The 15044-nt window shown below is 48.1% G+C and carries 13 protein-coding genes, 1 tRNA gene and 1 pseudogene; 7 read left to right on the top strand and 8 right to left on the bottom strand.

Features of this window, described 5'->3' with window-relative positions; genetic code table 11:
• Positions 1-35: 35 nt before the first annotated feature.
• From FAH67_RS00580 to FAH67_RS00570, 3 genes are read right to left on the bottom strand one after another with little or no spacing between them, the layout of a single operon-like run.
• Positions 36-305, bottom strand: coding sequence for a hypothetical protein (locus tag FAH67_RS00580; protein ID WP_003680023.1), 270 nt, complete (start codon positions 303-305; stop codon positions 36-38).
• Between the two features lie 55 nt (positions 306-360).
• Positions 361-1254, bottom strand: a complete 894-nt coding sequence (locus FAH67_RS00575; RefSeq protein WP_003680024.1) for a rolling circle replication-associated protein — start codon at positions 1252-1254, stop codon at positions 361-363.
• The gene (locus FAH67_RS00570; protein ID WP_003680025.1) at positions 1251-1469 is read right to left on the bottom strand and encodes a hypothetical protein; all 219 of its coding nucleotides are present in this window, start codon (positions 1467-1469) and stop codon (positions 1251-1253) included. The genes FAH67_RS00575 and FAH67_RS00570 overlap by 4 nt, the downstream gene beginning before the upstream one ends.
• A gap of 173 nt (positions 1470-1642) precedes the next feature.
• Here FAH67_RS00570 and FAH67_RS00565 point away from each other — a divergent pair, with 173 nt between their 5' ends.
• A complete protein-coding gene (locus FAH67_RS00565; RefSeq protein WP_003680026.1) occupies positions 1643-2524 on the top strand; it encodes a prephenate dehydrogenase in 882 nt (293 codons plus the stop codon).
• Between the two features lie 108 nt (positions 2525-2632).
• On the opposite strand, the gene hisD is transcribed toward FAH67_RS00565, so the two are convergent.
• From hisD to FAH67_RS00545, 4 genes are all read right to left on the bottom strand, one after another.
• Positions 2633-3925: a histidinol dehydrogenase gene (hisD, locus tag FAH67_RS00560; protein WP_003680029.1), complete on the bottom strand. Its 1293-nt coding sequence runs from the start codon at positions 3923-3925 to the stop codon at positions 2633-2635.
• Between the two features lie 71 nt (positions 3926-3996).
• The gene (gene nfsA, locus FAH67_RS00555; protein ID WP_003680031.1) at positions 3997-4722 is read right to left on the bottom strand and encodes an oxygen-insensitive NADPH nitroreductase; all 726 of its coding nucleotides are present in this window, start codon (positions 4720-4722) and stop codon (positions 3997-3999) included.
• A 48-nt stretch (positions 4723-4770) separates the two neighbouring features.
• Positions 4771-5424 carry an ATP phosphoribosyltransferase gene (gene hisG / locus FAH67_RS00550; RefSeq protein WP_039863755.1) on the bottom strand — a complete coding sequence of 218 codons (654 nt, stop codon included), beginning with the start codon at positions 5422-5424 and terminating at the stop codon, positions 4771-4773.
• 82 nt (positions 5425-5506) lie between these two features.
• Positions 5507-6169, bottom strand: coding sequence for an SCO family protein (locus tag FAH67_RS00545; protein WP_003680035.1), 663 nt, complete (start codon positions 6167-6169; stop codon positions 5507-5509).
• A gap of 284 nt (positions 6170-6453) precedes the next feature.
• On the opposite strand from FAH67_RS00545, the gene FAH67_RS00540 reads away from it, so the two are divergent.
• From FAH67_RS00540 to porB, 6 genes and pseudogenes are all read left to right on the top strand, one after another.
• Positions 6454-6538, top strand: a tRNA-Leu gene (locus FAH67_RS00540).
• A 388-nt stretch (positions 6539-6926) separates the two neighbouring features.
• Positions 6927-8655: pseudogene (gene ilvB, locus FAH67_RS00535) on the top strand (biosynthetic-type acetolactate synthase large subunit).
• A gap of 10 nt (positions 8656-8665) precedes the next feature.
• Positions 8666-9157 carry an acetolactate synthase small subunit gene (gene ilvN / locus FAH67_RS00530; RefSeq protein WP_003685820.1) on the top strand — a complete coding sequence of 164 codons (492 nt, stop codon included), beginning with the start codon at positions 8666-8668 and terminating at the stop codon, positions 9155-9157.
• 66 nt (positions 9158-9223) lie between these two features.
• Positions 9224-9517: a putative quinol monooxygenase gene (locus FAH67_RS00525; RefSeq protein ID WP_003680039.1), complete on the top strand. Its 294-nt coding sequence runs from the start codon at positions 9224-9226 to the stop codon at positions 9515-9517.
• Between the two features lie 61 nt (positions 9518-9578).
• Positions 9579-10592, top strand: a complete 1014-nt coding sequence (gene ilvC, locus FAH67_RS00520; protein ID WP_003680040.1) for a ketol-acid reductoisomerase — start codon at positions 9579-9581, stop codon at positions 10590-10592.
• A gap of 387 nt (positions 10593-10979) precedes the next feature.
• On the top strand, positions 10980-12143 hold the full coding sequence (gene porB, locus FAH67_RS00515; protein ID WP_003680041.1) for a trimeric porin PorB: 1164 nt from the start codon (positions 10980-10982) through the stop codon (positions 12141-12143).
• Positions 12144-12329: 186 nt separating this feature from the next.
• Here porB and pepN read toward each other — a convergent pair whose 3' ends face one another.
• On the bottom strand, positions 12330-14951 hold the full coding sequence (gene pepN, locus FAH67_RS00510) for an aminopeptidase N (protein ID WP_003680042.1): 2622 nt from the start codon (positions 14949-14951) through the stop codon (positions 12330-12332).
• Between the last annotated feature and the right edge of the window lie 93 nt (positions 14952-15044).

Below are 15044 nucleotides of genomic sequence, written 5' to 3'. Positions count from 1 at the left end.
GATTCAGGGGAAACGGCCAAACCCCTAAAACTGGTTTATGATTCGTCCGAATAGTAGATGTTGTTATTGAATGCGCGTGGGAATACTTGCATTGAAACGATTTGATGTGGCTTGTAACCTTCGTATTTTTCAGGGTGTTTTGTGCGAACTTCGCAAAGTCGCGTTTCGGTTTCGCTACGGATAATCAGGCCGACATAATGCGACTTGGTAAATGTGCCGTCTTGGTTTTTGCGTTCACGCGTGAACATTCGGTCAAAAGAGGCGATAACAAACATACCTTGTCGGCGTTCTGTTTCTTGTGTCATGTTTTTTCCTTTCTTTAAGGTCTGGGTTACTGGTATTCAACGGTTACGGGTTTCGCTACATATTGATGATGGTTTCTCGGTTTTTAAATGCCCATTTCGGGCTTAGGACAAAGGCCAAGACGGTGTTGTAATTGTCTTGGGTAATGCTGGGCAGGGCTACGCGGTGTTTCCATTCGGCCACGAGGTTCAGATAGCTTTCTACCTGCTCAACCCACTTTTTTAGCTTGCGTCTCCACTCTTTCGAGCCTTTGGACAAAAAAGCAAAATTGCTGTTTGCTACTTTCCACATGGATTTTTTATCCATGCTGGTACGCACGAGCCTATAACCTTTGTCTTCTGGCAGTCGGCTGTTGATGTGTTTGCTGATGTATTTGGATACGTATCGCGCCAAGCCTTTGCTGTTGGTTTTGACCGGCAACAGTTCAGTACGGCCAAAGCCGTATTTGTGGACGTTTTCACGGAGCAATGCCCACAGTTGGCGCAATGCTGGATTTGCCGAGCTGTAACGGCCTGCGGCGATTTCGCGGAAATTCAGGCCGCGCCGTATATCGACACGGGTATTTACGATTAGATGGAAATGGATACGGCCTTTCTTCGTGCGTTCGTAAACGCAGACGTATTCAGAAAAGTGGCGTTTGAGAAAGTTGGTTCTTAAGCTGTGAAAACGGCGTTGCGCTTCTTTCGGGTCGGTTACGTCATCGGCAAAGGTCAGGGTTAAAAAGCCGACTTTGTTCAGGCCAAAGGCTTCAATGAACGCTTTGACGTTCATTTCTAGGGCAGTAGTGGATTTTTTGTAAGAAGTGGAAAACTCGTTCAGCGTGTACGCTTTACGGTTTTCATACTGACTTGGCAACTGCTTGATTTCGCCGCTGTTTGCGGTCTCAATGCAGTTGTTACTATTTAGACAAGGAAGAGCGCGTTCCGCGCTTGCTGAAGCTGAACGGTTCATGCGTTTTCCTCCTGATTTATAAAATCAGCTACGCACAAATCGCCATATAAAGAAGCGGTTTCTTCTGTTGCTTTTGGATTTTGGGGATTGGTTACGTGGAAAGCTCTTGTATTAATGAGCTTGGAATAGCCGTCCTTATCGGAAAAAAGACGTAAGATGTAGGCAACTGGATTTTGTTCCGGTTGAGGTGTGATAGTGTAGAAACAAATTGACATTTCAGACCCCTTGAAAAGTCGGTTAATCAGAACTTGTCAAGGGGTTTTGTTTGTAATTTACACTCCCTTAACGGAGTGCAATATATAAGGCCGTCTGAAACCTTGATGACAACTTTCAGACGACCTCCATAACGGATTAAAATAAGCTTTTCCACTTGTACCGGATTCAAACCATGAACACTTCCGCCTTTTTCTCCCACATCACCCTTATCGGCGTCGGTTTAATCGGCGGCTCGTTCATGCTCGACCTCAAACGCTTGGGACTGGTGCAAACCGTTACCGGCATCGACACCAATGCCGATAACCTCAATTACGCACTCGAATGCGGCATCATCGACCATGCCTATCCAGATATTTGTGCCGAAAGCATCGCCAATGCCGATTTGGTTTTGATTGCCACGCCAGTCTCCGTCCTGCCTGACGTATGCCGCGACATCAAGCCCTTCTTAAAAGACACTGCCTGCGTTTCCGATGTCGGCAGCACCAAACAATCGGCACTCAATGCCTTCCGCACCCACTTATCCGACCGCCTGGCGCAATGTTTTGCCGCCCACCCGATTGCCGGTTCAGATCAAAGCGGGGCAAAATCCGCGCGTTGCGGTTTGTTTCAAAACAGCCGCCTTATCATTACGCTACATGGCCAAGAGGCTTCAGACGGCCTGAGACGGCTGAAAAGCCTGTGGCAGGCAGTTGGTTCGCAAATTTCCACCATGAGCGCCGAAGAACACGACAATATTTTTGCCGCCGTTTCCCACTTGCCGCACTTGGCCGCCTTTGCCTATGTCCACGCTTTGGTTGACCATCCGCACGGCAAAGACTACCTTCCCTATGCCGCTACCGGCTTTCGCGACTTTACCCGCATCGCTTCCAGCCATCCGGCCGTTTGGACCGACATCTGCATGGCCAACCGCCCTGCCCTGCTCAAACTGACCGGCGATTTGAAAGAACAATTGTCCCGATTAGAAAACTTACTTTCAGACGGCAACAAAACCGAGCTTTACCGCTATTTTGAAGAAGCCGCACAAATGCGTAATGACTGGCTGAAAAACCGTTAAACCTGTTTTCAGACGGCCTGATACCTTCTCAGCTAAAATCTTCATCACAATAAAAAGGGCATCTGTTTAGATGCCCTTTTTTGATTTCTTACGACTTCAACGTTTCACTCAGTCTTTCAAACGGAACTCAGCCGCTCTTGCGTGCGCGGTCAAGCTTTCGCCATGCGCTAACACGCTGGCGGTTTTGCCCAACTTCTGCGCGCCTTGTTCTGAAACCTGAATCAGACTGGAGCGTTTTTGGAAATCATATGTTCCCAAAGGAGAAGAGAAACGCGCCGTGCGGCTGGTCGGTAAAACGTGGTTGGGCCCTGCGCAATAGTCGCCAAGGCTTTCACTGGTATAGCGTCCCATAAAAATCGCACCGGCGTGGCGGATTTTTTTCGCCCACTCTTGCGGATTCTCAACCGACAGTTCCAAGTGTTCGGGAGAAATATAGTTGGCGATTTCACAGGCTTCGTCCAAATCTTTAGCCAAAATCATTGCACCGCGATTGCCCAATGAAGCTTCAATAATCGCACGGCGCGGCATGGTTTCGATCAAGCGGTTCATGGCCGTCTGAACTTCGTCCAAATACGTTTGAGAAGTACCGATCAAAATCGCTTGTGCAATTTCATCGTGTTCCGCCTGACTGAACAAATCCATGGCCACCCAATCGGCAGGCGTCGTGCCATCGGCAATCACCAAAATTTCAGACGGCCCTGCCACCATATCAATACCGACCACACCAAACACGCGTCGTTTAGCCGCAGCGACAAAGGCATTGCCCGGGCCGGTAATCTTATCGACTTGAGGCACTGATTCCGTACCATAGGCCAAAGCCGCAACCGCCTGTGCGCCGCCGACCGTAAACACTTTGGTTACACCGGCCACAAAAGCAGCCGCCAACACGATATCGTTGCGCTCGCCTTTCGGAGTAGGAACGACCATGATGATTTCTTTCACGCCGGCAACGTGGGCAGGCATGGCGTTCATGATAACGGAACTCGGATAAGCGGCTTTACCGCCCGGAACATAAATACCGACACGGTCAAGCGGCGTAATCTGTTGGCCCAAAAGCGTGCCGTCTTCGTCTTCGTAAGTCCACGACTCCATTTTTTGGTGTTGATGGTAGCTTTCCACCCGTCGCGCAGCCGTTTTTAAGGCCGTCTGAATGTTTTCGGGCAAACGTTCAAACGCAGACTGCAAATCGTCTTGCGTCAGGATTAAATCGTCGATGGTTTGAGCAGATGTACCGTCAAAGCGGTTGGTGTATTCAATCAGCGCCGCATCGCCGCGTTTTTGAACATCGGCGCAGATGTCGGCAACAATACGGTCGATTTCAGGGTTTTGCGCGGTTTCAAAAGCGAGTAACGCTTTGAGTTCGGCTTGAAAATCAGGGGATTGGGTGTCGAGTTTCTTCATGGTTTGCTCTCTTCCTTGTTTCGTTCCTATTGTTTTCAGACGGCCTCAGCCACACACAGGCCGTCTGAACATTATCTTTTCAAAAAACCTTTTTTCTGCAAAAACGCCAACATATGCGGCCGTACAGGATTACCCAAGGTTTTGGCCAGCGATTCCTTCCAAGGTATCGGGCTGCCCTTGCGTAACTCATAATAATCCGCCACTGCCTGATTATAGGCTTCAACCGCCTCAGCATTCAGGCTCGGACAAGCGTTTTCGGCATACACCATTTCCTTAGGCAGGCGCGGTTTGAGCGGCGGGTCTTGGTCGGGATAACCGAGGCACAGCCCCACCAAAGGCACGCAATAATCCGGCAGGTTCAACACGTCCGATACTTTTTGCGCATCATTGCGCAACGCGCCGATATACACGCCGCCCAGCCCAAGCGATTCGGCAGCAAGCAATACGTTTTGCGCCATAATACCTGCATCGACCGCACCAATCAGGGTGACTTCCGCCCAATCAATTTGCGCATCGGGAAACATCGCCTTGTGTTTGGAAAAATCGATGCAAAACAGTAAAAATTCCGCACAATGGACAATATAAGGTGCACTTCCTGCCGCTTCATGTATCCCCTGCCTCAGCGCAAGATCGGATACGCGGATGATGGAAACGCATTGCAGATTGTTGGAAGTCGAAGCCTGCTGTCCGGCGCGAACCAGCGTATCGAGGATTTCATCGGCAATCGGCTCGGAAGTAAACCTGCGGATGGAACGATGAGAAAGAATCGTATCGAGTGTCGGTTTGCTTTGCATCATGACGGGGCTTTCAAACTGGGTTGGCAGACAGGTTTTGCCAAAAACTTTTCAGACGGCCTTGGCGGCATTTTCAAATGCCTGAATAATCGGATTCAACAGCGCATATTTGGTTTTCAAGGCCGCTTTGTTGACCACCAAGCGGCTGGAAATATCAACCACATGTTCTACAGCTTCCAAACCATTGGCTTTCAAAGTATTGCCGCTGGAAACCAAATCGACAATCGCGTCGCTCAGACCGACCAAAGGCGCAAGCTCCATCGAGCCGTACAGTTTGATGATGTCCACATGCACACCCTTGTCGGCAAAGTGTTCGGCGGCGATGTCTGGATATTTGGTGGCAATCCGCAAGCGGCTGCCGGGTTTGGAAGCAGCGGCGTAATCGAAACCTTTTTTTACTGCAACCATCATGCGGCATGAAGCAATGTGCAAATCCAAAGGTTGATACAGGCCATCTCCGCCATGCTCAATCAACACATCCTTGCCGGCAATACCGAAATCCGCCGCACCATACTGCACATAAGTCGGCACATCGGTTGCACGTACAATCACCAAACGAATGTTGTCATGATTCGTGCCAATAATCAGCTTGCGCGATTTTTCCGGCTCCTCTGCAGGCACAATACCGGCGGCGGCCAACAGTGGCAGGGTTTCCTCAAAAATTCGTCCCTTGGATAAAGCAACCGTTAAAAGTGTGTCGGTCATTTTGTTCTTCTCCTTTGCCGTATCAAAAACAAGAAGGCCGTCTGAAATCCACAACCCATTTCAGACGGCCTTAACCACGGTTTTACAATAAAGTTTTTACATCAGCCGCAATCGTTTCCGGCTCGCTGCCATAAGGCGAGAAAATTGCCACTTCGCCGTTTTTATCAATCAAATATGCGCCTGAAGAGTGATCGACCAAATAGTTTTCGCTGTCTTCTTTTTGGTTGACTTTAGCCGATACCACACGGTATTGCTGTTTGATGACAGGCAGGCTTTGATCGCCGGTTGCCGTCAGGCCGATAAAATCAGGGTTGAACTGTTTGGCGTATTTGCCGATTACCTCAGGTGTATCGCGTTCAGGGTCGATGCTGACAAATACTACTTTCACGTCTTTAGCCTGATCGCCCAATTGTTTCAACGTGTCGCTGTAAGTCAGCAACTCGGTTGGGCATACGTCAGGACAGTGGGTATAACCGAAAGACAGGATAACCACTTTGCCTTTCAAATCGCTCAGGCTGAAAGGTTTGCCGTCGCCATCGGTCAATGTAAAGTCGCCACCAATGTCTTCTTTGCGCATATCGGTACCGCGCGCTTGCACTTTGGGCGCAGACTCACCGGAAGCAGCAGGCGCAGCAGAAGCGGCAGGTGTCGAAGAAGCCTCTTTGGCCTCCTCTTTAGGCTGACAAGCAGCCAGAGCAGCCAACGCAAAAGCACTGAGTAGGAAAGTTCGTGTAACGGAAAGCATAAATTTTCTCCAAAACCGTTTCAAATAAGTGCGGCCAAATAACTGCCCGGCCGATATAAAAACAAAACATCTTCATATTAACGCGTTTGACACATTAAATGTAGCCCTTTTTACAGATAAATACTGCTTTTTTTGTTTTAAAAATCTGCCTTCCATTTAGATAGTCATCAAACGTAAAAAGTTTAATTCATTAAAAATCAAACAAATATAAAAATAATCCAATTTTTTTTCAATTACTGCTTTACAAGATTCGAGAACTCGCTATAATGACGACTTCTTCGCTAGCCCAGGTGGCGAAATTGGTAGACGCAGGGGACTCAAAATCCCCCGCCGCAAGGTGTGTCGGTTCGAGTCCGACCCTGGGCACCAAATTAAAAAAACCTCTTGATTCGGTCAAGAGGTTTTTTGCTATTCTTCATTTGCAAAACCTTCTCCTTACTCAAACTGTCAACAATCTCCCCACATCAAGCTCAATAAAACTGTTTTTTTATTTCTTTAAAATCAAACGATAATCTATTTTCACTCCTTAAACGTTAAAAGATGAAAGATTTTATCTTGCTTGTACAGTCGGATTGCGTTATCGTTTCTACTCTTTTTCACAAACTCTGTGTTTCTTCCCAATTGCTTGGATAATCTGACTGTCATCGTATTCCCTCAGTGCGCGTACCCTAAATCGCTGCTTGGTGGAATTGCATTACAGGTGCTGTGGTGAGGCGGATTGTTCCTATTGGTTTGAGGCCATATAAAAGAGGTCAATATGCAATTATCTGGCGCACAAATCATCGTGCAAAGTCTCAAAGCCGAAGGTGTCGAGTATGTATTCGGCTATCCGGGCGGCGCGGTTATCGAAATCTACGATGCCCTCTTCCAACTCAATAAATTCAAGCACATCCTGGTTCGCCACGAGCAGGCAGCCGTACATGCGGCAGATGCCTATGCCCGTGTCAGCGGCAAAGTCGGCGTTGCCTTGGTAACTTCCGGCCCAGGCGTAACCAATGCGCTGACCGGTATCGCCACCGCTTACAGCGACTCCATTCCGTTGGTAGTCATCAGCGGCCAGGTGGGCAACTCCCTTATCGGGACAGACGCATTCCAAGAAGTGGATACAGTCGGCATTACCCGCCCTTGTGTCAAACACAATTTCTTGGTAACCAATATCGCTGAGTTGGCAGACACCATCAAAAAAGCTTTCCAAATCGCCGCAAGCGGCCGTCCGGGGCCCGTTGTTGTCGATGTTCCTAAAGATGTTACCCAAGCAATGGCTAAATTCAGCTATCCGCAAGAAGACATCTTCATCCGCTCTTACCAACCGGTTGTACAAGGCCATATCGGTCAAATCAAAAAAGCCGTACAAATGCTGGCTTCCGCCAAACGCCCAATTGTTTACTTTGGCGGCGGCGTGGTTTTGGGCAATGCCTCTGAGGAAATGACCAAATTCGTCCGCATGATCGGCGCTCCTTGTACCGGTACATTGATGGGCTTGGGTGCATACCCTTCCAGCGACCGCCAATTCTTGGGTATGCTGGGTATGCACGGCACTTATGAAGCCAACCTCGCCATGCAGAATGCGGACGTTGTACTGGCAATCGGTGCGCGCTTTGATGACCGCGTGATTTCTGTACCGTCCAAATTCTTTGAAAAAGCCAAAAAAAATTATTCATATCGACGTTGACCCGTCCAGCATTGCCAAACGCGTCAAAGTGGATATCCCGATTGTCGGCGACGTGAAAAACGTATTGTCCGAAATGATTCAATTGTGGGGCAAGCAAGAATCTGCACCTGCAGCCGACTCATTGGATAAATGGTGGAAAAGCATTGAAGAATGGCGTTCGCGCAACTGCCTGTGGTTTGATAATGAAAGCGAAATCATCAAACCGCAATACGTTATTCAAAAACTGGCCGAAATCACCAATAATTCTGCCATCATCACTTCCGACGTCGGTCAACACCAAATGTTTACCGCCCAATATTACCCATTCGAGCGTCCTCGCCAATGGCTCAATTCCGGCGGTTTAGGCACAATGGGCGTCGGTCTGCCATATGCCATCGGCGCGAAACTGGCTGCTCCTGATCAAGATGTATTCTGTATCACCGGCGAAGGCTCGATTCAGATGAACATCCAAGAGTTGTCGACCTGCTTCCAATATCGTGTTCCGGTTAACGTCGTTACCCTGAACAACGGCTACCTCGGCATGGTCCGCCAATGGCAAGAGCTTTATTACGGCAACCGTGAATCAGAAACCTATTTCGATTCATTGCCTGATTTTGTCAAACTGGCTGAAGCCTACGGCCATATCGGCATCCGTGTGGACAAGAAATCCGATGTCGAAGGGGCGTTGCTGGAAGCATTAAACCAAAAAGACCGCCTGGTATTCCTCGATTTCTTGACCGACAAAAAACAAAACGTGCTGCCTATGGTCGGCAACGGCAAAGGTTTGGACGAAATGGTTCTGCCGCCGCATATGCGCGAAACATTGTCAGCGTAAGGAGAGAAAAATGCGACATATCTTATCTATTCTGATGGAAAACGAATCAGGTGCGATGAGCCGTGTGGTAGGTTTGTTCTCCGCACGCGATTACAACATCGATTCCCTGGCTGTTGCACCAACCGAAGACAAAACCTTGTCTCGCATGACCATCGTTACCCATGGCGACGAACACGTTATCGAGCAAATCACCAAACAACTCAACAAACTGATTGAAGTTATCAAAGTGGTCGATTTGAACGAAAGCCGTTTTGTCGAACGCGAGCTGATGTTGGTAAAAGTCCGCGCCGTAGGTAAAGACCGTGACGAATTCCTGCGATTGACCGAAATCTACCGTGGCAGCGTCATTGATGTAACAGACCGCAGCTACACCATCGAAATCACAGGTTCTACCGAAAAACTCGACTCTTTCCTCGAAACAGTCGGTCGTGCTCAAATTTTGGAAACCGTACGCACAGGCGCAGCCGGTATCGGCCGTGGTGAGCGTATTTTGAAAATTTAACGCTGTATCGTTCAGACGGCCTTTTACTTTCTACAAAGGCCGTCTGAAAAACAGTAGGAGACAAATATGTCAAGCATCCAAATCGTTGCATTGGTTACCGTCAAACCCGAATACACCGAGGCTCTGGCTGCCCAGTTTAAAGAATTGGTCAAAGCCAGCCGTGCAGAAGAAGGCAACATCAGCTACGACCTGCACCAAGAAATCGGCAAACCCAACCGTTTCGTATTCGTAGAAAACTGGAAATCCCAAGCAGCTATTGACAAACACAATGCCAGCGAACATTTCCAAAACTTCGTCAAATCCATCGAAGGGAAAACCGAAGCATTGGAAATCGTCTTGATGAACCAAGTCCCCGCTTAAGCCCCTATTACTTTTAACTCAACCCGGATTATCCGGAACCCTCTTACACTAAGGAAATAAAATGCAAGTTTATTACGATAAAGACGCTGACCTTTCTCTGATCAAAGGCAAAACCGTTGCCATCATCGGTTACGGTTCACAAGGTCACGCACACGCAGCAAACCTGAAAGATTCCGGCGTAAATGTCGTAATCGGTCTGCGCCAAGGCGGCTCTTGGAAAAAAGCCGAAGCAGCCGGCCACGACGTACGCACCGTTGCTGAAGCAACCAAAGCGGCCGACGTTGTAATGATTCTGTTGCCTGACGAAAACCAACCTATCGTATACAAAAACGAAATCGAGCCTAACTTGAAAGAAGGCGCAGTATTGGCGTTTGCCCACGGCTTCAACGTACACTACAACCAAATCGTACCTCGCGCCGACCTCGACGTTATCATGATCGCCCCTAAAGGCCCAGGCCACACCGTACGCAGTGAATTCCTGAAAGGCGGCGGCGTACCTTCCCTGATCGCCGTTTACCAAGATAAAAGTGGCAAAGCCAAAGACATCGCCCTGTCTTACGCAGCAGCCAACGGCGGCACCAAAGGCGGCGTAATCGAAACCAACTTCCGCGAAGAAACCGAAACCGACCTGTTCGGCGAACAAGCCGTATTGTGCGGCGGTGTGGTCGAGTTGATTAAAACCGGCTTCGAAACCCTGACCGAAGCAGGCTACGCGCCCGAAATGGCCTATTTCGAGTGTCTGCACGAAATGAAGCTCATCGTTGACCTGATTTACGAAGGCGGCATCGCCAACATGAACTACTCCATTTCCAACAACGCGGAGTACGGCGAATACGTTACTGGCGTGGAAGTTATCAACGACAAATCGCGCGAGGCCATGCGCAACGCCTTGAAACGCATCCAAACCGGCGAATACGCCAAAATGTTCATCCAAGAAGGTGCCGTCAACTACGCCAGCATGACTGCCCGCCGCCGCCTGACTGCCGACCACCAAATCGAAAAAGTGGGCGCACAACTGCGTTCTATGATGCCTTGGATCGCTAAAAACAAACTGGTTGACCAAGACAAAAACTAATCTGTCTTTCAAGCAAATGAAACCTGCCTGATCACTCAGGCAGGTTTTTATAATTTTAAAACCCAATACACTATAAATCTCACTCAACAAGGCCGTCTGAAAACAATATAAGCAACATTTAAACTCCAAACTTAATAAGCCGTCTTTTATGGTTCTCCTAAAATTTTCCTTTTAAAAAAACATATTACGAAATAAACAACTATTTCCCATACCTACTCCGTCTGCAAAAAACAACGTTTCCCAACAAAATACGCCTAAAACAAGAGGAAAATTTGTTTTCTTAAGCCATAACCTTTATATTATGGTCATGGAATCGTTGAAACAGAACGATATCGTAATAAGAAGAACGAATGCTCGCTTCTTCACACTTAAAAAAAGAAAACAGCAATGAAAAAATCCCTGATTGCCCTGACTCTGGCGGCTTTACCTGTTGCAGCTATGGCTGACGTAACTCTGTACGGTCAAATTAAAGCCGGCGTTGAAGTATCCAAAGTAAATTTGGGTGAAAAAACCGCTACTGCACTGGGTAAAGAGAAAAGCTCTAAAACTGCTACTGAAATCGCTGACTTAGGCTCACGCATCGGCTTCAAAGGCCACGAACACTTGGGCAGCAACCTGAATGCTATTTGGCAAGTTGAACAAAAAACTTCTATCGCCGGTGGCGACAAAGAGTGGGCTTCTCGCGAATCTTTCATCGGTTTGGAAGGTGGCTTCGGTAAAGTTCGTGCCGGTAAATTGAACTCTACTGTTAAAGACTCTAGCAATAATGCTGACCAATGGGAAAGCAACAATGGGGCTTTGGGTCTGTCTGTATTCACTCGCGTTGACAAACGTGCAGTATCTGTACGTTACGACAGCCCTGTATTTGCAGGCTTCAGCGCAAGCGTACAATACACTCCACGCGATAACGCTAACCCTTCTGACAAATACACTCACAACGATGCTCCTCGTGACACTTACTACGCTGGCCTGAACTACGAAAACTCTGGTTTCTTCGGTCAATACGCCGGTGGTTTTCGTAAAAACTCTGTAGATACTACAGACGAGAATGGTAAGGTTACTCACAAAGATGGTCATGTACAACGCTTGGTAGCTGGTTACGATGCTAACAACCTGTTTGTATCTGTAGCCGGTCAATACGCTAAAAACTGGGAAAAATTAGGTGACTACGCTCAAGCTCAGTCTAACGGCGTTGTAACTAAAGAAATGCGCGAAAGAACCACTTCTCCAGTTAATGCTTCTAACGTAGTATTCGGTACTGATGCTACCTTGGATGGTAAAGGTGTTGAAACTGTTGAAGTTGCTGCTACTGCCGCTTACCGCGCCGGTAACGTAACTCCTCGCGTTTCTTACGCTCACGGCTTCAAAGCTAAAGTTGACGGCAAAAAACTGAAAGGCACTCAATACGACCAAGTTATCGTTGGTGCTGACTACGACTTCTCTAAACGCACTACTGCTTTGGTTTCTACCGGCTGGTTGCGTGGTGCTGAGTCTGGCTCTCACAAAGTTGAAACCATCTCTGGTTTGGTTGGCCTGCGTCACAAATTCTAATCTTCGGATTAGTATGAAAAAGAGCCTGTTTTATGCAGGCTCTTTTTTTATTCTTATTCCCTACACTCAACGAAAATTAATTTAAGCGTTGATATATAAAAAGGCCGTCTGAAACCAATCGGTTTCAGACGGCCTTTAGTCTATCTATCCTTATTGCCAAATTACAATAAGTTCAACAGACAAGCTTTATTTCTCATTTAAAATTTTACCGACAATCTCGCCCACATCTTTGGACAAACCTTCTTGTGCATGGATGCGTTGCAACTCTTTGGTCATAACGGCTTTGCGGTTGGCTTCCAATTTGTTGCAGATGTTGAAAGCCTGCACCAGTCGGGCGGCAACTTGCGGATTAAAGCGGTCGATTTCCATCACTTTATCAGCAACAAAACGGTATCCACTACCATTCTCTGCATGGAAGTGCAGAATATTGCGGCTGAAGCTCATCAATAAAGAACGGGCTTTATTTGGATTTTCAATACTGAACTTAGGATGATTCAAGGCCGTCTGAACTTGCTGTAAAGTATCTTTGCGGCGGCTTGAGGCAATCAGGGCAAAGTATTTGTCCATTACCAAAGCATCATCGGCAAACTTATCGGCAAATTGTGTCAACAAACGATCGCGGATTTCGCTTTCATTGCTATTGATTGCGGATAAGATACCCCATTCGTGGGTCATGTTTTGTGCCATTGCTTCGTAATTCTCCGCAACGTGTTCGATATGCGCAGCGTCAGCACGAAGGATAAATGCCCTGCAAGCATTACGCAAAGTGCGCCAGCCGGCCAATTCCGGACTGTATTCATAACGAACAGCGGCATCGGCTTGGTTTTCTTGCTCGGCAGCTTGACGGTTCAGCTCGCGCCATTGAGGCAGGAACTTGACGGCAACGGCATTGAGCAAGGCTTCTCGCGCTTGATGAACCTGAATCGGATCAATATTTTCTTCTTCCGCCCATACATCGGTTTCAGACGGCATTTGCAGCAAAATGGCACGGAATGCCGGATCAAAGTCACCGGAAACCACCAGAGCCAAAGCATCCATCAATGCTTTGTGTTCCGGCAAAGGTCGGCCCTCTGCCAATGCCTGACGATTGGCGTTAATGGCGCGATGGTACAGGGTTTGAGCAGCCTCCCAACGGGCAAACTCATTTTCATCTGCCGCCAGCAAAGTGGCCAATTCTTGCTCGCTGTACGGATAGTTCAGGGTAACCGGTGCAGAGAAATCTCGCAGCAGAGACGGGATAACCGGCTCATTGACGCTGCCTAACACAAAAGTCTGCTCGGCTTCAGTCAATACCAAAACCGCCTCTTTCACACGTTTGCCTTGATATTCAAACTCAACCGCTTCGCCTTTTTCATTCAGCAAACCGGTTTTGACCGGAATCATCATCGGCTGCTTGTCCGCCATATCGGGCGTGGCCGGAATGGTTTGTTTGATGGTCAATTCAAATGCTCCATCTTTCAGACGGCCTTGAGCATCTAAAACCGGCGTGCCGGCTTGGCTGTACCACAAGGCGAACTGATCAAGATTGATACCGTTTGCGTCTGCCATTGCGGCACGGAAATCATCACAAGTCACAGCCTGTCCGTCATGGCGTTGGAAATACAACTTCATGCCTTTTTGGAAGCCCTCTTCACCGAGTAAGGTGTGATACATGCGTACTACTTCCGCACCTTTTTCATAGACGGTCATGGTGTAGAAGTTGTTCATTTCTTCGTAGCTGGCCGGACGGACAGGATGTGCAGTCGGACCCGCATCTTCTGGGAATTGGAACAAGCGCAGCATGCGGACATTGTCGATACGGCGTACCACGCGGCTGGCCCGGTCGCTGGAAAACTCTTGATCGCGGAATACGGTCAAGCCTTCTTTCAGCGACAATTGGAACCAATCACGGCAGGTCACGCGGTTGCCCGTCCAGTTGTGGAAATATTCGTGGCCGACAACAGATTCGATGCCTTCAAAGTCGGTATCGGTCGCGGTACGGCTATTGGCCAGCACGAACTTGGTATTGAAAATATTCAAACCTTTGTTTTCCATCGCACCCATATTGAAATCGCCCACGGCAACGACCATGAAAATATCCAAGTCGTATTCCAAACCGAAGCGTGTCTCGTCCCATTTCATCGCATTTTTCAACGATTCCACGGCAAAACCGACTTTAGGTTTGTCTGTCTCAGTGGTATAGAACTCGATTTTGACCTTACGGCCGCTCATGGTCGTAAAATAATCTTCCGTTACCGCCAAATCGCCTGCCACCAAAGCAAAGAGATAGCTCGGTTTGGCAAACGGGTCTTCCCATTTCACCCAATGACGGCCGTCTGAAAACTCGCCGCCATCGATTTTATTGCCGTTAGACAGCAACACCGGATAGCGTTTTTTGTCTGCAACGATGGTGGTGGTAAATTTAGACATGACATCCGGACGGTCGATGTAGAACGCAATTTTGCGGAAGCCTTCCGGTTCACATTGGGTAAACAAATTGCCGCCGGAAGCATACAGACCCATCAGCGATTTGTTCTCAGCCGGTAGAATTTCAGTTTCCACTTCCAGCGTAAAGTTTTCAGACGGCACGCCTGCGATCGTCAGTTTTTCGTCTTCCAACACATAATCTACGGTCTGGCCGTTTACTTTCACAGACAGCAGTTTTGCCGATCCATCCAATACCAATGGCTCCCCTGCTCTTTCAGGTTGAACGGTCAGACTGGATTTGACGATGGTTTGCGGTTCTAAAATATCGAAATGCAGGTCGGTTTTCAGAATACGGTACGCTGGCGCGGTGTAGTCTTTCAAATAATGGATGGTTTTGCTCATTTGTTCTCTTTCAGAGTCATGCGGTAAATAGATGAAGCATATCGTTTCAGATAGCCTAAATTCAAGTGTTTTTAGAAAAAAAGGCCGTCTGAA

It is taken from the genome of Neisseria flavescens (assembly GCF_005221285.1).
GTDB lineage: Bacteria > Pseudomonadota > Gammaproteobacteria > Burkholderiales > Neisseriaceae > Neisseria > Neisseria flavescens.
This window is presented reverse-complemented; position numbering and strand designations above follow the sequence as displayed.